Origin of the sequence: Streptomyces sp. RPT161 (assembly GCF_027533845.1) — a bacterium.
GTDB lineage: Bacteria > Actinomycetota > Actinomycetes > Streptomycetales > Streptomycetaceae > Streptantibioticus_A > Streptantibioticus_A silvisoli_A.
This window is the reverse complement of sequence record NZ_JAPZVN010000006.1, coordinates 223,479-241,638: the sequence shown is the minus strand read 5'-3', so window position 1 is coordinate 241,638 and position 18,160 is coordinate 223,479. Positions and strand designations below refer to the sequence as shown.

The following is an 18,160-nucleotide window of genomic DNA, read 5'->3' as shown; positions in this document are numbered from 1 at the left end:
CAAGATATTCCATGTGTGATTCGCTTGAGTTTTTACGTGAAGCTCTCGCCCCTTGACCCTTGGTGCTCGTGCTCGTCAAGCTGATCCCATGGACGTGCTGAGCGACTACCTGGTGCGGGCGCGGGCCGCCGGCGCGGTGTTCGCGCGGACGGTCGCCGAACCGCCGTGGGGACTGCGGCTGGGCGGTTCGATACAGCTGTCGGTGCACACGGTCGTCCGCGGCCGGGGCTACCTCTGGCTGGACACCCCCGGCAGCACCGTGGAGCTCATACCGGGAACGGTCACGCTGGTACGAGGCGGGCCGAACCACTACATCGGGCACGAGCCGGGCGCCGAATGTCTGGAGCCGGAAGAGTTCCGGGCACGGCACGCCCAGATGGGACCCGGGGACAACCCGCAGGCCACCGTGTTCCTGTGCGGCGCCTACCAGTTCTCCGGCGATGTCGGCAGCGGACTGCTCGACGCACTCCCCCAGGTCATGACCCTCTCGGCGGCCGACGACGACCCCCTGCGGGACGTGATCACTTTGCTCTCCCGCGAACTGGTGCGGAACGAACTCGCCCAACAGATCGCCCTGGACCGCCTCCTGGACCTACTCCTCGTCCTGGCCATCCGCAGCGACTTCCGCCGCAGCGCGACCGCACCGCGCTGGTACCGGGCATCCGCGGACCCGCGGCTGGGCGCCGCACTGCAGGCCATACACGAGAACGCGGCCCACCCGTGGACGGTCCCCGAACTCGCCGCCATCAGCGGCCTGTCCCGAGCCGCCTTCGCGCGGGCGTTCCGGGACGCACTCGGCCAGGCTCCCATGCAGTACCTGACCGAATGGCGCATGACCCTCGCCCGCGACCACCTGCGCGCCGACGATCTCAGCCTGGCCCAGATCGCCGACACCGTCGGCTACGGTTCGCCCTTCGCATTCGCCGCAGCCTTCCGCCGCCACCACGGAGAACCACCCGGAACCTGGCGGCAGAGGGAACGAACGCCCCCAAAGACGCGACTGCTTACCACCCACCACCGCCCCAAGCCCTGATTCAAGCGTCTTGATCAAGACGAGTTCAACGCGACCCTGGCCCCCTGGGAGCGCGGATTTGCCGTGCGTAAGTCCGTCCACCCGGACCCGCAGGGAACTCGGCGTCGCAGCCTGACCGGCCAACTCAACTCACAACCACCGAGCGTTGCCGCTGCCCATGATCACGCAGAAATGCCCGATCTGTGCTCCTGGTGCCACCCACCCCAGTGGGCCCAACGCCGCCGTGCCCCAGGGCCTCATTCCCATCGTGGACAGCTCCACTGCCGCGGGCCGCAACCCGAACGTGGCGCCGTAGACCCCGCAACCCTGCTTCACGTCAGTCGCGTGCGTTGCCTTGAGCCACCAGGCAGCCCCTCGTGTACGACCGGCCCGTCCTGGCTGACACGGCGGGAGCGAGCTGCCCGGACGGGACGTTCGCGTAGGTGGGGCCGCAATCGCGACGGATCAGGCCATCTGCAGTGCGTGATGGCATGGCCTTGGAACTCGGCTGACGATCCTGGTGTGTTCAGCCCATATCGGCCCTGACGGTGGGCTGGAAGGGATGCCAGCCGTGCCGCTGGGAACGCAGCACCTCCTTCCCGTATGCGATGTGACATTGCACACCATGCACCATCAGGACCGAGGTTGGGTAGCCCCCAAGCCCCATAACGCGGCGCTATACCTGCTGACTTGACGGTCCCGCTCGGGGCCATCACCGCGTTGCCCAGGAGCGCGCCCGCGGTCCAGCAAGCGGCTCGTCGCCTTGAAGACGTAACGCACGCTCACATTGGGGCTGTACGAGCGATGGAGTGAGCCTCTACGCTCACCGGCGTCCTGTGGTGGCGGGAGCACCGCGCGATACATAGCGTGTCCCGTCATGCCCAGGAGGCATTTGATGCTTCAACGTTCCAGACTGCTGGTGGCTGCCATAGCGGTCACCGCGGTTCTCACCGGCGGCACAACCGCGCTTGCGGCCCCAAGACCTGACTCCCCATCCGCCACCCGGCAACTCTCCGCGCTCGCACGTCACGTGCACCACAACAAGGCTTCCGGCGTCCAGCCCGCCGACGAGGGAGGAGATCCTGACGACCCGGTCGCCGGGACCCTCCAGTTCGCCGCGGCGCGCACCGCTCCGTCAGCCTCGGTCTCCGGTGCTGCCCTGGCCAAGGGGGCGGCCGCCGGTGACCGATTGCCGGTCCGGGGCGGCAACTGGTCGGAGGTGACCAGTGGTTCGACCAACAGCGAGACGCCCGGCTACGCCGACCCGTCCTTCTCCGACTACGGCTCGGGCTGGGGTCTGGTGACCGGCCGGGCGTCCGCACTCGCCACTGACGGACGGTGGGTCTACGCAGGGTTCGCCGATGGTGGCGTCTGGAGATCCAGCGACGCCGGCAAGTCCTGGACGCCCGAGTTCCAGCACGAGTCCACCGAATCGATCGGCGCACTGTGGGTAAACCCCGTCGACCATTCGCTGTGGGTCGGCACCGGTGAGGCCAACACCAGTGCGGACAACTACACCGGCCAGGGGGTCTACCGTTCCGCCGACCACGGCCGGACGTTCCACCGGGTCGGCGGGTCGGAGTTGCTGAACGCCCAGGTGGCCGGGTTGACGGCGAACGGCCCGTACCTGTTCGCGGCCACCAGCCACGGCCTGTGGCGGCGTCCGCTGACGAGCCGACCGAACCAGCCGTGGCAGCCGGTACTCAGACCGGACCCGAATCCCGACAAGGACCCGACCCGGACCTCGATCATCTCCAGCGTCGTTGTGCGACCGGGCAGTCACGGAAGGACAGTGCTGGCCGCGCTCGGGTTCCGCGACGGTACCCCCTTCGACGGGTTGTACCTGTCCACGAAGGGCGGGGCGCCCGGCTCGTTCCGGCGGATCCAGCCAGCCGGGCTGGACAACTCCGACATCGGCCGCACCAGCCTTGCCTACGCTCCCGACGGCGGCGCGTTGTACGCGGTCATCCAGTCACCTGCCTACTACTCCGGTAAGCGGCCCTCGCCCCTGCAGTCGACCACGCTCAAGGGCGTGTACAAGTCGGCCAACGGTGATCCCAACGGGCCCTGGACGCTGGTCGCGGACGCGGGCACCCTCGCCAAGTCCGGGTCCGCGCAAGGGTTTCCATCCTCCTACGAACCGGGTGTCGGCTCCTGGTACAACCAGTACGTCACGGTCGACCCGCGCGACCCCCGGCATGCGTACGTCGGCCTGGAGGAGATCTACGAGACCCGCGACGGCGGAGCCACCTGGAAGACCATCGCGCCGTTCTGGAACTACACACTGCCCTGCTACGGGACAGCCACCGGTTGCTCGCCCACGGTCCACACGGACCAGCACGCCATCGCGATCAGTGGCGACGGCACGGTATACGTGGGCAGCGACGGCGGTGTCTGGTCCCGGCCGACCGCCAACTCCGTCACGGCCGGCTGGAAGGACCTCAACGCCGGCTTGCACACGCTCCAGTACTTCTACGTCGGCGCGGGTCGCGACCCCAACGGTGGCACCGCGCTATGGGGCGGTCTTCAGGACAACGGCGGGACCCTGGTGCGGGGCAACTCACATGATGTGATCCAGCCGTTCGCCGGTGATGGCGGCGATGTCATCGTGGATCCGGGGAACGCCGACCGGGCGGCTGTTGAATATGTTGACGGCGACATCGCCGTGACCACCGACGGCGGCCGCTCCGATGGCAAGGCCGCGGCATTTCGGGAGATCAGCCCGAGCTGCCAGATCAACGCGCCGGTGGCGGGTTGCGATCCGAACATGCAGTTCATCGCCCCCTTCACGGCAGACAGAACCGACCCCAACCAATGGGTGATATCAGGCCGGTATGTCTGGGAGACCCAGAAGGGCTTCGACACGGTCTGCTCGAAGGCGGCGGCCAGCTGCGACTGGAAGAACGTCTACGATCTCGGCGCCAACGCCTCGACCACCGCGGTCGAGGCGAACAACGGCGTTGACTACGTCGGCTGGTGTGGTCCCTGCCTGCCATCAACCGAGAGCGGAGCTGGGTTCAAAAGCAGCATCGCCACCAACTACGGCGGAACCTGGCACACGATCACCGCACCCAACCTGCCGAACCGCTACCTCACTCGCTTGGTGAGCGAACAGGCCAACCCGGCTCACGTCTACGCCGTTTACGGAGCGTACTCGCGGAAGTGGATTCCCGGCGCTGGCGTCGGGCACGTCTTCGAGTCCCTCAACGGCGGCAGTACCTGGAGGGACATCAGCGGCAACCTACCTGACCTTCCGGCCGATGCGCTCGTCATCGCGAAGGGCCAGTTGATCCTGGCCACCGACCACCTCGTCTACACGGCGGACGTCAGGAACCCGACTCGTTGGGCGCGGCTCGGCCGCGGTCTGCCCAGTTCGGTCACGACGGACCTGACCCTCTCCCCCTCGGGCGACACCATCGTCGCCGCCACACACGGACGCGGCTTGTGGAGGCTCAAGCTGAGCAAGTGATGTGGTACCGCTTGAGGCGGGCAAGCCGCCTCGGCCCAAGGCGTCAACACGCCTTGGGCCGAGGCAGTCTCAGGCAGGCGGCAGCAGCCGGTCGGGCTTGATTCGGGAAGGCAAGGCTGGTTCGCTGGGATGGACTGCTGGGAAACCGTCGAGCACCTCAGCGACGACCTCTTCGCCTACGCTGCGCAACTGGGCCCCAAACGCCCTTGGATGGCGAGGTGCCCTTCATATGGGAGAGCCGACAGCCCGGCGCCCCAGCGAACGCCATTCACGCGAACCGCAAGGCGGGGCCCGCCGGCCTGGGTCGACTACGGTTGGCAGTTCGCATTCGGCAAGGCATTCAAGCGTGCCTGCGGCTGACCAGCCAGCCAGTACCGCCGCCAGTTGCCCGCTACCCAAGCGGCGCGGCGTGAGCTGAGCGAGTGCAGTGTGGCGGACATCGTGCGAGCCGAGGTCACCGAACGACTAGAAGCCGCAGCACAGTTGACTGCACCCGCCCACGCTGGTCGAGTCGCGCGGCTCCGCGCGGAAGCTGCGGTATTGCTTCGCTTCCTCGACGGCCACGGCCCACCGTAGGAGACGGCAGATCCGTCACTGCTTCTGGACTGAGCCACGATCGGCTGCCCCACTTCGCTGGGGCATCATCCGTGGCCAGCCTTGCCCGCGCTAGCCATCAGCACCAACGTCGGCGCCACGGCCTACACCGCGATGATAGTGAGCCAGTACTGTCTGACGCATGGTGAGATTACGCTGGACGGCGCGCGGTGTCGTGCCGTTGCTGTTGGTAGCCGTGGGCTTGGGCTCGTGGTCTGGGAACGCTGCGGCGGTGCAGTCGGCCGGGCCGTCCACGCCGTCGTTCGTGGCGGCCGCGCCGAAGTGGACTAAGTGTGCCGATGCGGGGCCGGGGGCGAGCCCTGCGCAGTGCGCGGACATTCGGGTGCCACTGTCGTGGGCCCGTTCCCATGGGCCGACCATTTCCCTGCATCTGTCCCGGCTGTCGGCTCTGGATTCCAAGCATCGGCTGGGGGTGTTGCTGTTCAACCCGGGTGGTCCTGGCGGGGCGGGTGCCGAGGTGATCTCCGAGATGGGGCGGATGGTGCTGCCCGCCGAGTTGCAGCGGCGCTTCGACGTCATCGGCTTCGACCCGCGCGGGGTCGGGGACAGTACCGCAGTGGCGTGCACCGGTGCGGCGCTGTCGCCGAAGGTAGCGGTCTTCCCTGACTCGAAGGCGCAGTTCGCGGCCGTCCAGCGACAGAGCGCGGCCTACGGCACCTCCTGCATCAAGCATTCGGCGCCCGGCTTGGTCGCCAACGTCGACACCGTCAGCGCGGCCCGTGACATGGATGTGATCCGTGCCGCGCTGGGGCAGCGGAAGATCAGCTATCTGGGCGTGTCGTACGGTACGTTCCTCGGCCAGACTTATGCCCGCCTATTCCCGCACCAGGTTCAGACGATGGTGCTCGACGGTGCGATGGACCACGCCGTTACCCCGGCCACCTTCCTGGACGAGGAGGCGTCCTCGCTGTCGGAGGTGTTCGACCGGTTCGCCCGGTGGTGCACGGCGTCGAGGTCGTGTGCGCTGCACGGCCAGGACGTGACCGCTATCTGGGACGGACTGGTGGCCCGCGCGGCCCGCACGCCGATCCCCGCACCGCACGCCAAGGGCGGTGCGACGACGGTGAACGCCGACGCGATCCAGATGGTGCTGCCGAACCTGCTGCTGTTTGGGCCGACCAGTTCGCTGCTCCCCTCCACCTGGCAGGAGTTGGGTACGGCAATCGCCCAGGCACAGGACGGCGACGCCTCACTGATGGCCGACAACTCCGACGTCGGGCAGCCTCAAGACGCCTATGCGGCAGTGGGCTGCATGGACTTCCCGCCACAGTTGCGTGGTTACGCCGACACCGCCGCGCGATTGAAGCAGGCCCGCGCCCTGTCCCAGCACACCGGCGCCTCCTCTGAGGCCTGGCTGATGACGGACCTGTGCGCGGGTTGGCCGCTGCCGTCCACCGATCCTTGGGGGCCGCAGAAGATCACCGGTGCCCCACCGATCCTGGTGGCCAGCACGCGGTACGACCCGTCGACACCGCTGGTATGGGCGCAAGGTCTGCACCGCGAGATCACCGGCAGCGCTCTACTCGTCGCCAACGTCACGGGACACACGGCCTACTTCAACTCCGGGTGCGCCCGTGCCGCGGAGACGAGGTACCTCATCACCGGCAAACTGCCCGTCTCCGACCGCTGCGGCGCGTGACCGACTCCCCCCGTGCGTACTCGATGGGCCGTGGCCGTACCGAACGTTGCGAGGGAACTGGTCGCCGGGCGCCGTGACCTTCTCTGTCGACGGCCACGCCTACGAGACCCGCACCCCGGCTGACACCCACGGCATCAAGTGGGTCTTCGACCATCCCATCTACCTCATCATGAACCTCGCCGTCGGCGGCTACTGGCTCGGTGACGCCAACGGCAACACCCAGTTTCGCAGTCCCTGATCGTGGACTACGTCCACATCACAACCCCCGACAGCGCGCTGCCCCACTGGCCCGGCGGTCGGTGTCCAACTGTCGTGCGGACGACGAGCGGGGGCTGGCGCAGGAACGGGACGCGCGGTCCGCGCCGCGGATACGGAATCAGGCGAGGGAGATGCGCTTGACGATCGTCGCCGTGCCGCCGACGCGGACCAGCGGGCCTGCGGGCCTGGGACGAGTGGTGGCGATGATGGTGGCGGGCTCGCCGAGCGAGTCACCCATGTCGACGTGCAGTGCTGACAGACCGTCTTCGGCGAGGTGTGCGGCCAGGCAGGCGGTGCTGTTGGCGTTGGCGATGTCTTCGGGGACACCGATCGAGGGTGCGAACATGCGGGCCGTGGCCCGTCCGTCTGGTGACGGCGTGCTGTAGACGTAGCAGCCCAGCAGTCCCAGCTGGTCGCAAGCGTCTCGAAGCCGGGTCATGTCGGGTGCCAGATTCGCCAGGGCCTCGCGATCGACGACTCGCACCAGCATCCGCGGCCGCCCCACCGAGGCGATACGACACTGTGCCGACGCTTCCTCGGAATCAATACCCAAGGCAGAAAAGACCAGTTGGCTCTCTGTCGCGGCCGGGGCGCGCAGTTGGACGGGGCCGGGATCGAAAGCAGCCTCGTACCGGTTGCCGCCGCCGGTGGCCCGGCCGAGGAAGCTCCGGCCGCCGGATCGCAGCACGGCCTCGTACTGCGGCGTGCGGGCGCGTTCGGCGAGTACAGCCAGCGCGGCCACGGTGCCGTGCCCGCAGGCGGGCAACTCCCCAGCTCCGGTGAAGAAGCGCAGCGACACGGCCGGGCGGCCGTGTCGCTGCTGCTCGGTTGAGACGAACACGGCGTGCGATGTGCCCGCGGCGGCTGACACCGCACAACGCTCAGCAGCACTCAGCGGTGCCTCGTCGACAACCGCGGTCGGACTCCCGCCACGTCCAGCGCGCTGACATGCGTGAACGACCGTAACCGTGAGACTCACGGAACCGAGAGGCTAGCAGAGAGGCGATGGCTGATCCGAATGCCTTCCATGTGACCGCGCACCACGAACTGCCGTACCGAGCATGATGACGAGGTAGACGTACGCCACGAGGAAGCGGTCGCGGCGTGGGTGGGCTTTTTCAGTTCCCGAATCCTTGCCGCCAGGCCCGGCCGTCAGGGGTGGGGCAGGTTGGCGGCCAGGTACCAGATGCGCTTCTCTGACAGACGTGCCGGGTCGGCGGTGGCCACGGCCCCCGGTCCTCGACGGAGATCTCCGGCGCCGTTTGCCGATCGAGCCCCGGGCCGCTGCTCTGGGTCCGTGCCTTCCGGTTGGGGCCAGGGGTGAGCAGATCGGGCAAGCGGCTGACCGGGCGCGCGGAGTGCCCGGCCCGAAGGTGTGTCAGGCTGCGCGGCGGGCTCTCTTCACCCGGTGGCCTGTAATGGAGCGGCCAGGACTTGTACCACCGTCCGAGGGGCGGTGAGCCGTGGAAGTGGCCAGCGGATGAGCGCCGCTGACGCCCCATCAGTGGCCGTGGCGGCCCTGCCCCGGCGGCCCGCGGACGCGTGGTGGGGCGGCGGCTTCGTGGTGGCGAGGTGAGACGCCGTCAGAAGACGGATGCGAGGATCTCCTGGACCTCCGCCTCCGTGGCGGGCTTCGGCGCGTTGCGGGTGACGGCGTCCGCGACAGCGCCAGCGGCGACGCAGGTCAGCATTTGCCTGGTCGCGCCCAGTTCGCGCAGCGGACGCTTCACCTCGATCTCGCCGGAGATCTCGCGGACAGCGCCGATCGCCGCGCTCGCCCAGTCGCGCGGAGCCGGATCCGGCACACCAGGCCGGACCCGCAGTGCTCGGGCCACCTGCTCGTACGCCGTGCCTGCCGCTTCGGCGCTGAACTCCATGACCTCCTCGAAGACCGCGGCCAGCGCCACGCCGTGCGGGGTCCCGATGCGGGCGGTCAAGGCATGGCCGATGCCGTGCACCAGGCCGAGGCCGGAGAGAGTGAGCGCTCGCCCGGCCAAGTGCGCGCCGAGCATCAGTTGGGCGCGAGCCTCCAGATCGGCGCCGTCCCGGTAGGCGATCGGGAGCCAGCGGCCGACCAGGGCCACCGCCTGGGTGGCGTACGCGACCGAGACGGCGTTGGCGCCGCGGGAAGCGAGTGACTCCACGCCGTGCACCAGGGCGTCCAGCCCGGTGGCAGCAGTGACGTGCGGCGGCAGGCCGAGCGTCAGCTCCGGGTCCAGTACGGCGGTGTGCGGCCGTACGGAGGGGTGACCGAGGTAGACCTTGCGGTGCGCGGCAACGTCCTCGATCACGCCGAAGCCGTTGGTTTCGGCGCCGGTGCCGGCCGTGGTGGGGACGGCGATCAGCGGCAGGCCGTCAGCGGCGTCCCAAAGTTCGTCGGCGTCGGCGGCACGCGCGTGCGGATTGCCGACCAGCAGCGAGATGCCCTTGGCCGCGTCCAGGCTGGAGCCGCCGCCGAGGGCGACGACCGCGGCGGGCCCGAACGCGCGGGCGGCGGCGGCGCCGGCGTCGACGTTGCCGGTGGAGGGGTTGGGTGCGACGTCGGCGAAGAGGCCGCACTCGACTTCGGCGGCGTTCAGGACCTTGGTGACGCGCTCGGCTATGCCCGCGGCGACCAGGCCGGGGTCGGTGACCACGAAGGCGCGCCGATGGCCGGTGGTGGCGATCAGTTCGGGCAGCCGAGCGAGGCTGCCGGCCCCGAAGATGGTGGCGCAGGTCGGGTCGACGGTGAACGAGGCCCCGGCGGCTGAGGAGAGGGCGGACATGGTGCGGCTCCTGTGTGGTGGTTGGGGCTTCAGGCGGTGAGCGCGGCCTGCTTCGGGGCGGGCAGCCGGAACTGCTGTCCGGCCAGTTCCTCGTAGAGCCGCATCGGTGCCATCTCCCCGGCGAGGTCGCCGTACTGGGCCTTGGCTCGCCGGTAGACCTGCTCGACCAGTGCGGACAGTTCTACCGGCACCCCGACGTCCCGGCCGAGGTCCACCGCCAGTCCCAGGTCCTTGCAGGCCAGCGCCATGGCGAAGGACTCGTCGTAGTCGCCGTCCGCGAGTACGGACAGCGCGTCCCGCTCCAGGAAGTGCGACGCGGCGGGGCTGGTGAGCAGCGCGGTGCGCAGCACGTCGAGGTCCGCGCCTGCCCTGACGCCCACCGCCAGCACCTCGGAGGTGGCGACGAGGTGGCTGAACCAGAGCAGATTGATCATCAGCTTCACGGTGTAGCCGGTGCCGTGGCCGCCCACCTGCAGGATCCTGTCCGGGTCGCCCAGCACCTCCAGCACGGGTAGCGCGCGGGTGTAGTCCTCGGTGGCGCCGCCCACGAAGATCTGCAGGGTGCCCGCGTCCGCGCCCCGGGCCATACCGCTGACCGGGGCGTCGAGGACGCGGACGCCGCGGGCGTCGAGGACCTCCTCGCGTATCCGGCGCGCGGCGGTCGGTGTGGAGGTGGACATGTCGATCCATAGCGCGCCGGGGGCGAGCGCCGCCGCTGCACCGTCGCGCAGCATCACCTCCTCGACGATCCTGGGGGTGGGGAGCATGGTGATCAGGACGTCGGCCTGGGCCGCGCACGCCGCGGCGGTCGGCGCCCAGGTAGCGCCGAGGGCGCGGTGCGGGGCGGCGGCCTCCTCGCGGGTGTCGTGGACGGTGACCGGCAGGCCGGACTGCAGGAGGTTGCGGGCCATGTGGCCGCCCATGTTGCCCAGTCCGATGAATCCGATCCTCATGGTGTGCCTCACTACGGCTCGAAAGTGCGGGTGGTGGGCCGGGGCGGGCGCCCCGGCGTAGGGCAGGACCGGGCGCGCCTCAGCCCAGGTCGATCCAGGTGGTCTTCAGCGCCGTGTAGGCGTCCAGGGCGTGCAGCGACTTGTCGCGTCCGGCGCCGGTGGCCTTGAATCCGCCGAACGGCGTGATGACGTCGCTGGCGTCGAAGGTGTTGACCCAGACCGTTCCGGCGCGCAGTGTCCGGGCGGCGCGGTGTGCGGTGGCGAGGTCGCGGGTCCAGACGGAGGCGGCCAGGCCGTAGTCGCAGTCGTCGGCAATCCGGACGCCCTCCTCCGCGCCGCCGCCGAAGTCGATTACGGAGAGCACCGGGCCGAAGATCTCCTCGCGGCCTACCCGGGAGGCGTTGCCGACGCCGTTCAGGATGGTCGGCTGCAGGTACGGACCGTCCAGGGGTTCGCCGTCCGGCCCGGTCACGGCTACCCGGCCGCCACCGAGGACCAGCGAGGCGCCCTCGCGTCGGCCGAGTTCGGCGTAGTCCAGAACCCGCTGGGCCTGGGTCTCGTCGACCAGGGGGCCCATCACGGTGGCCGGGTCCAGCGGGTCGCCGACGGTGAACGTCGCCTCGGTCGTCTTGACGATCTGCGCGAGCAACTCGTCCTTGACCGACCGGTGCACCACGAGCCGCGAGCCCGCGTTGCAGGTCTGGCCGGCGTTGTAGAAGATCCCCCATGCCACGGCGGAGGCGGCCGCGGCGAGGTCGGCATCCGGGAGCACGAGTTGCGGGGACTTACCGCCGGCCTCCACCGCGACCTGCTTGCCGTTGGACTCGCCCGCGTAGACCTGGAAGAGTCGGGCGACTTCGGTGGATCCGGTGAAGGCGATCTTGTCGACCTGCGGGTGCCTGCCGAGCGCTTGGCCGGCCGTCTCCCCTCGCCCCGGTACGACGTTGAGCACGCCGTCCGGCAGGCCAGCAGCGCTGCCCAGCCGCCCCAGCAGCAGCGCTGCGAGCGAGGTCTGCTCCGCGGGTTTGAGCACCACGCTGTTGCCGGTGGCGAGGGCCGGGGCGAGCTTCCAGGCGGCGATGAGCAGGGCGTAGTTCCACGGCACCACCGCGCCGATGACGCCGAGCGGCTCCCGGGTGACCAGTGCGAGGGCGTGGCGCGGCGCCGGGGCGACCTCGTCGTACCACTTGTCGATCGCCTCGGCGTACCAGGCCAGGGTCTCCGCGGCCTTCACCACGTCGACACGCACCGACTCCGTGATCGGCTTGCCCATTTCCAGGGTGTCCAGCAGGGCCAGTTCCTCGGCGTGCTCCACAACGAGTTCGGCGAAGCGCAGCAGGATCCGCTTGCGCTCCTTCGGGTCGAGCCCGCGCCACCGGCCGTCGTCGAAGGCGCTACGCGCCGAGCGCACCGCGCGGTCCACGTCGGGCGCGCCGCAGTCCGGGATGTGGGCGAGCACGGCACCGTCGCGGGGTGAGACGCTGGGGAAGGCCGCGTCGCAGAGCGGGTCGAGGAAGGCCCCGTCGATGAACGGCCGGGTTTCGAAGGCGAGTTGGGAGGCGGCCGCGCGCCACTCGCCGTACGGGCGGGACAGCAGGTGCTCCACGGTCGGTGGTGTGGTGCTCATGCGACCCTCCAGCGGTCCACCGCGTCCTCGTCCAGGTCCACGCCCAGGCCGGGCTTGCGCGGCACCTCGATCCTGCCGTCCGCGTCCACCGCGACCGGCTCGGCGAGCATGAAGTCCCGCCGCTGCGGGGTCCAGCCCGGCGGGTCGTAGGGGAACTCGAAGTAGGGGCCCCCGCCCACGCCCGCGCAGACGTGCAGGTTGGCCAGTACGCCGATGCCGTTGGTCCAGGAGTGCGGCGTGAAGTGCCGGTGTTTGAGGTGCGCCACCTCGGCCAGGGTGCGCGCCCGGTGCATGCCCACCGCAAGGACCACGTCCATCTGGTAGACGTCCAGGACGTCTTGCTCCAGGTAGCGCAGTAGTTCGGTGGCCGAGTGGTGCATCTCCCCGGCGGCGATCCGTACTCCCGGGTTCTCCGAGCGCAGCCGCTGGTAGCCCTCGACGTCGGCGTAGGGCAGCGGCTCCTCGATCCAGAAGACGTCCAGCTCGGCCAGGCGGGCGATGGTCTTACGGGTGGTGGCCAGGTCCGAGGAGGGCGCGGTGTCGCCGGCCATCCGCCAGGACTGGTTGAGATCCACCATGATGTCGAAGTCCGGGCCCAGTTCCTCGCGCACCGCGCGGACCGCGGCGACGCCCTCGTCGATCCGGTTGCGGTCGATGCGGATCTTCATGGCGCGGAAACCGGCCTCGCGTACCCGTAGCGCGGTGGCCGCCCGCTCCTGCGGGGACTTCAGCTCACCACAGGAGGCGTAGGCGGGCAGTTGTTTGGCCGCGTTGCCGAACAACTCGGCGACCGGCCGGCCGTGCACCTTGCCGATGATGTCCCACAGCGCCGCCTCCAGCGGCCAGTAGACGCCGCCATGGAAGTTGGCCGTCTCGATGGCCCGGACGTGCCGGACGATGTCCAGCGGGTCCTCGCCGACGAACAGGGGGCGGAAGGCGTCGAAGCCGTCCATGGTGTCGCCCGAGCCGATGCCGGTGATCCCCTCATCGGTGTGCACCCGCACGATGGTGGCGTCGAAGTGGCGGCGCGGCTCCGGGTCCCAGGCCGCGCGGAACGGTGGGTCGAGCACCAGCCGCAGCCGATCGAGAGTGATGTCGGTGATCTTCATCGGGCTGCCGCCTCCAGGGTCGGCACGGACGCGGCGAGTTGCTCGGCGCTCGGTGTGTAGAACGGGTTGGACGGGCCCGCCTCGGCGGCGGCGAGCACCTCGGCGACGCCGGGCTCGGCGTGCACGGCGGCCGCGACCGCGCGGAAGGCGGCAGCGCGCTGGTTGCGGAAGCAGGCATCCAGGTCGTCCACCGCCGGATCGACCCACACCGCCGCGACGATCAGCAGGTCTTCGGCTTCCTCGGCAGGGATCACCCCCTGCTCGACGGCGTCGGCGACACCCCGCGCCAGGCCGGCCTGCGCGGAGCCCCAGGTCGCCCGCTGGTGCAGCTCACCGTTGGCCGCCGCCTTGTTGACGAAGAGCGTGAGCGGCTTGACGGGGACGTTCGGGCGCACCACGGTGACGAACGGCGCGTAGCCGACGCTGGGCGAGGCGAGTGCCGAGACCCAGGCCGTCTCCACCGGGCCGCCGGCGCGGCCGATAACGATGTTGGTGTGCGCCGCGTTGGGGCCCTCGCCGATGAAGGACTCGCCGATGAGCGCGGTCGGGGCAAAGGGCATGAGGCATTCCTCCAGGAAGAACGGGAACGGACCAGCCGCCTCGGGTCTGCACGATGCCCGTCACGCCGGGGACCTCGCGGCTCGCAGCGGCGAATCTAGGAGCCGCACCGGGCACCGGCAAGGCAGGGACGCCAATCGCAACCAGGGTTGCGATGACCGCAACCACCGTGCTGGGCGAGGGGTTCTACGCTGTGCGGTGTGACGTCCTCCTCCCCGACTGAAGGGGCCCGCCAACTGGGCCACGGGCTGCGCCGCGACATCGAGCTGCTGGAGGCCCTTGCGTCCGCCGAGGCCCAAGAGCGCGGCGGACTGGGCGTGGTGCGGCTGGCGCGACTGACCGGGCGGGAGAAGAGCCAGGTCTCCCGGGCGCTCAAGGCGCTCGCCGATGAGGACATCGTCGAGCGTGACCCGGACACCTTGGAGTACCGCCTCGGCTGGCGGCTCTTCTCGTTGGTGGCGCGCACCTCCGAGAACCGCCTCGTGCGCGCCGCCGAGCCGGTGATGCACGCGCTCTCCGCCGACCTGGAGGAGACCACGCACCTGTGTGTGCTGCGAGGGAACGAGGTCCTCACCCTGCTCTCGGTATCCGGCCACGACTTCCGTCTGCACGGCTGGGAGGGCCGCGGCGTCCCCGCCGCACGCACTTCCGCCGGGCGCGTCCTGCTCATGGACGGCACGCCCGACGAGTTGTACCTGCGCCTGGGCGGTGGCGACCTCGCAGACGGCTTCCCCGGCTCGACCGTGCACGCCGTGCAGGACGTCTGGCAACGCGTCCAAGAGGCCCGCCGGGACGGATACGCCCAAGTCAGCGAGGAGTTCGAGCCGGGCCTCGTCGGCGTGTCCGCGCCGATACGGGACTTCCGCGGGCGGGTCGTGGCGGCCCTCAACATCTCCGCTCCTTACGAGCGGATGGACGGTTCGCTGCCGGCCGCCGGCCGTGCCACGGCGCTGGCGGCGGAACGCGTCTCCGCCCAGCTGGGCTGGGAGCCCCGGCCCCGGCCGGTGAGGCCGCGCTTCACCTGATCTGGACCTGGTGAGGGCAGTTGGCCTCAGCGCAACCCGTGTTGCGATCTCGGTAGCTCCCTTGTTCCGGTCGATTTCGCGTTCCTACAGTCCCGTCCACATTCCCCGTGGACGGCCACGGGACGCGCATCACCAGGACGGACAGGCCATGCAGACCGAGAAGATCGCCGCGGGACCGCCGGGCGCAGGCGACGTGTACCTTGGCGGGCGCTGGTCGCCCGCCGCGGACGGCCGCGAGTTCACCGTGCTCGACCCCGCCACCGAGCAGCCGTTGCGTACGGTCTCGGCAGCCGGCGCCCCGGAGGCCCGCGCAGCCGTTGACGCCGCCGAGGCTGCCGCGACTGGCTGGCGCTCCACCCCGCCTCGTGGGCGCTCCGAGATCCTGCACCGCGCCCACGGGCTCCTCCACGCCCAACTGGACGACCTTGCCCGGCTGATCACCTTGGAGAACGGCAAGGCGCTGCGCGACGCGCGCGCCGAAGTCGGCTACGCCGCCGAGTTCTTCCGCTGGTTCGCCGAGGAAGCCGTGCGGGTCGGCTCCGGCTTCGGTGAGGCCCCGGGCGGGGGCTTCCGCCACGTCATCGTCAAGCAGCCGGTGGGCATCACCGCGCATGTGACGCCGTGGAACTTCCCGGCCGCGATGGCCACCCGGAAGATCGCCCCAGCCCTCGCGGCCGGCTGCACGGTCCTGCTCAAACCCGCCCCCGACACCCCGCTCACCGCCCTGGCCGTCGCGGAACTGCTCGCCGAGGCCGGACTGCCGGCCGGTGTGCTCGGTGTGCTGCCCACCGACCGCGCCGCCGAGGTGGTCGGGGTGTGGATGGCGGACGAGCGGGTCCGAAAGTTCTCCTTCACCGGTTCCACGGCAACCGGCAGGCTGCTGCTCCACCAGGCGGCGGAGCAGATCATGAACACCACGCTGGAACTCGGCGGCAACGCACCGTTCATCGTCTGCGCCGACGCCGACGTCGACGCGGCGGTGCGCGGCGCGATGGACGCCAAGATGCGCGGCGGCGGCGAAGTCTGCCTCGCCGCCAACCGTTTCTACGTTCACGCGTCGGTCGCCGAGGAGTTCACCGCGAAGTTCGGCGCCGCGATGGCCGCCGTGCGCACCGGGCCGGGCCTGGCCGAGGGCACCGAACTCGGCCCGATGGTCAACGCCGCCGCGCTCGCCCGAATCCAGGAGCTGGTCGGCGACGCCCTGGACCGCGGCGCCCGGATCGCGGCCCAGGGCCAGACCCCCGACGGGCCCGGCTTCTACCACCCGGCCACCGTGCTCACCGACGTCTGCGACGACGCGCGGATGATGCACGAGGAGATCTTCGGCCCGGTCGCCCCCATCGCCGTCTTCCACGACGACGGGGAAGTGGTGACCCGCGCCAACGCCACTTCCTACGGCCTCGCCTCCTACGTGTACTCCCGCGACGTCGCCCGGGCGCTGCGGATCGCCGAGCGTCTGGAGGCCGGCATGGTCGGACTCAACCGCGGCCTCGTCTCCGACCCCGCGGCGCCCTTCGGCGGCGTCAAGCAGTCCGGCCTGGGACGAGAAGGCTCCCACGACGGCATCGAAGCCTTCCTTGAGACCAAGTACATCGCCCTCGACTGGCCCGCGGCCTGACCCTCCCGCGTCCTGCCTCGCCACCGTCCCCGTTCGCACTCCGGACAAGGAAGTCCCTATGCCCGCACTGAGACACGCACCGGACGCCGCCGCCTTGGCCCCCGAGCAGGCCCTAAAGCGCCTCCAGACCCGGCTGATGCTCGCAACCCAGATCGGCGAGGGCATCGACGGCTACATCCTCGGCGGTATCGGCGCAGCCCTCACCGCGCTCGCCACCGACCTTCACCTGTCGACCCTCATGCAGGGCCTGGTGGGCGCCTCGCCGCTGATCGGCATCTTCGTCGGCGGCCCGCTATTCGGCTGGCTCGCGGACCGGATCGGCCGCCGTCCGGTCTTCCTGCTCGACATGCTGGTCTTCCTGATCGGCTCCGTTTTGCAGTTCTTCGTTGTCGACGGCCTGCAACTGTTCGCCATCCGCCTGCTGATGGGCGTCGCCATCGGCGGCGAGTACGCCATCGGCGCGCCGCTGCTCTCCGAGTACGCGCCGCGCCGGAAGCGGGGGCGGCTGCTGGCCAGCCTTGAAGTGAGCTGGTACGTGGGATACATGGTGGCGACGGCCGTCGGAGCCCTGCTGGCCGGAGTGCACGGCGGGTGGCGCTGGTCGCTGGCCAGCAGTGCGGTGATCGCCGTGGTGTGCCTGGCGCTGCGTGGTGGAGTTCCCGAGTCGGCGCGCTGGCTGCTGAGCAAGGGGCGGTGCGAGGAGGCCGAGGAACTCATCGCCCGATACGGCGTGGAGGTGGACGTGGAGGCGGAGATCGCCGACCGGGAGGGCCGGGACAGCTTCCGTGCTCTCTTCACCCGCGAGCACCTGCGCAGCACCGTCTTCGCCAGCGCCTTCTGGGCCTGCCTGGTGCTGCCCTACTTCGCCATCGGCACCTTTTGGACACCGGTCTTCGATGCGCTCGGCATGGGCAACCACGCCACGCTGGCGCTCATGGTCTACTCGGTCACGGCGGTGCTCGGCGTCGCCGCCGGTTGCCTGGTGGTCGACCGGATAGGCCGCCGCAAGCTGTTGATTCCGCCGTTCTGGGTGACCGCGGCCTGTCTGGCGGTGGTGGCGGCGTGGCCGAAGTCCACGCCGCTGATCGTGGCGGGCTTCCTCTTCTTCATCTTCCTCAACGCCGCCTCCAGCGCGCTGACCGCCGTCTACCCGCTGGAGGTCTTCCCCACCTCCATCCGCACCACAGGCGTCGGCTTCGCCGCCGCCATGAGCCGGGTCGGCGCGGCGATCGGCACCTTCTTGTTGCCGATCGGGCTGTCCCACTTCGGAATCCGGTTCGTGCTGCTCGTCGGCGCGGCCGTCCTCGCCCTCGGCGCGCTGCTCTCGCACCTGCTCGCTCCCGAGACCACCGAACTCGACCTGGCCCAGGCATCGCGCCGGGCGCACGCGGCAACAGCCCCCGGCACAGCCCCGTAGCGGGCTTCGGTCGGAGCCCCGGCGACCGGAAAACGGTCCGCCGGGGCGTCCTCGAACTCACAGGCGACCAGGCCACCCCGGACCGTCCGAGACAA

13 protein-coding genes and 2 pseudogenes are annotated in these 18,160 nt (G+C 70.2%); 9 read left to right on the top strand and 6 right to left on the bottom strand.

Annotated elements, in window-relative coordinates; genetic code table 11:
• Nucleotides 1–88: 88 nt before the first annotated feature.
• From O5O46_RS15780 to O5O46_RS15760, 6 genes and pseudogenes are all read left to right on the top strand, one after another.
• Nucleotides 89–1,033, top strand: a complete 945-nt coding sequence (locus O5O46_RS15780; protein ID WP_269856050.1) for an AraC family transcriptional regulator — start codon at nucleotides 89–91, stop codon at nucleotides 1,031–1,033.
• Nucleotides 1,034–1,907: 874 nt separating this feature from the next.
• Nucleotides 1,908–4,481: a hypothetical protein gene (locus O5O46_RS15775; RefSeq protein ID WP_269856049.1), complete on the top strand. Its 2,574-nt coding sequence runs from the start codon at nucleotides 1,908–1,910 to the stop codon at nucleotides 4,479–4,481.
• Between the two features lie 97 nt (nucleotides 4,482–4,578).
• Nucleotides 4,579–4,783 (top strand): annotated as a pseudogene (locus O5O46_RS35515) (hypothetical protein); the annotation flags it as partial.
• A gap of 88 nt (nucleotides 4,784–4,871) precedes the next feature.
• Nucleotides 4,872–5,057 (top strand): annotated as a pseudogene (locus tag O5O46_RS15770) (hypothetical protein); the annotation flags it as partial.
• A gap of 160 nt (nucleotides 5,058–5,217) precedes the next feature.
• The gene (locus O5O46_RS15765) at nucleotides 5,218–6,735 is read left to right on the top strand and encodes an alpha/beta hydrolase (protein ID WP_269856048.1); all 1,518 of its coding nucleotides are present in this window, start codon (nucleotides 5,218–5,220) and stop codon (nucleotides 6,733–6,735) included.
• Between the two features lie 73 nt (nucleotides 6,736–6,808).
• Nucleotides 6,809–6,973: a family 16 glycosylhydrolase gene (locus O5O46_RS15760; RefSeq protein WP_269856047.1), complete on the top strand. Its 165-nt coding sequence runs from the start codon at nucleotides 6,809–6,811 to the stop codon at nucleotides 6,971–6,973.
• A gap of 138 nt (nucleotides 6,974–7,111) precedes the next feature.
• Here the strand turns inward: O5O46_RS15760 and O5O46_RS15755 are convergent, their stop codons facing one another.
• The 6 genes from O5O46_RS15755 to fae all read right to left on the bottom strand — a co-directional run bounded on the left by O5O46_RS15755 (nucleotide 7,112) and on the right by fae (nucleotide 14,007).
• The gene (locus O5O46_RS15755) at nucleotides 7,112–7,972 is read right to left on the bottom strand and encodes a PhzF family phenazine biosynthesis protein (RefSeq protein ID WP_269856046.1); all 861 of its coding nucleotides are present in this window, start codon (nucleotides 7,970–7,972) and stop codon (nucleotides 7,112–7,114) included.
• A 604-nt stretch (nucleotides 7,973–8,576) separates the two neighbouring features.
• Complete coding sequence (locus tag O5O46_RS15750; RefSeq protein ID WP_269856045.1) at nucleotides 8,577–9,758, bottom strand: iron-containing alcohol dehydrogenase family protein; 1,182 nt, start codon at nucleotides 9,756–9,758, stop codon at nucleotides 8,577–8,579.
• Between the two features lie 29 nt (nucleotides 9,759–9,787).
• Nucleotides 9,788–10,711 carry an NAD(P)-dependent oxidoreductase gene (locus tag O5O46_RS15745; RefSeq protein ID WP_269856044.1) on the bottom strand — a complete coding sequence of 308 codons (924 nt, stop codon included), beginning with the start codon at nucleotides 10,709–10,711 and terminating at the stop codon, nucleotides 9,788–9,790.
• A 79-nt stretch (nucleotides 10,712–10,790) separates the two neighbouring features.
• Nucleotides 10,791–12,338, bottom strand: a complete 1,548-nt coding sequence (locus tag O5O46_RS15740; protein ID WP_269856043.1) for an aldehyde dehydrogenase — start codon at nucleotides 12,336–12,338, stop codon at nucleotides 10,791–10,793.
• Nucleotides 12,335–13,447, bottom strand: a complete 1,113-nt coding sequence (locus tag O5O46_RS15735) for a mandelate racemase/muconate lactonizing enzyme family protein (RefSeq protein ID WP_269856042.1) — start codon at nucleotides 13,445–13,447, stop codon at nucleotides 12,335–12,337. Before O5O46_RS15735 ends, O5O46_RS15740 begins: the two co-directional genes overlap by 4 nt.
• Nucleotides 13,444–14,007 (bottom strand): formaldehyde-activating enzyme, encoded by a 564-nt coding sequence (gene fae, locus O5O46_RS15730; protein WP_269856041.1) that lies wholly within the window; start codon nucleotides 14,005–14,007, stop codon nucleotides 13,444–13,446. The genes O5O46_RS15735 and fae overlap by 4 nt, the downstream gene beginning before the upstream one ends.
• A 198-nt stretch (nucleotides 14,008–14,205) precedes the next feature.
• Between fae and O5O46_RS15725 the strand changes: the two genes are divergently transcribed.
• From O5O46_RS15725 to O5O46_RS15715, 3 genes are all read left to right on the top strand, one after another.
• On the top strand, nucleotides 14,206–15,030 hold the full coding sequence (locus O5O46_RS15725) for an IclR family transcriptional regulator (protein WP_269856040.1): 825 nt from the start codon (nucleotides 14,206–14,208) through the stop codon (nucleotides 15,028–15,030).
• Between the two features lie 148 nt (nucleotides 15,031–15,178).
• Complete coding sequence (locus tag O5O46_RS15720; protein ID WP_269856039.1) at nucleotides 15,179–16,648, top strand: NAD-dependent succinate-semialdehyde dehydrogenase; 1,470 nt, start codon at nucleotides 15,179–15,181, stop codon at nucleotides 16,646–16,648.
• A gap of 58 nt (nucleotides 16,649–16,706) precedes the next feature.
• A complete protein-coding gene (locus tag O5O46_RS15715) occupies nucleotides 16,707–18,065 on the top strand; it encodes an MFS transporter (protein ID WP_269856038.1) in 1,359 nt (452 codons plus the stop codon).
• Nucleotides 18,066–18,160: the final 95 nt, after the last annotated feature.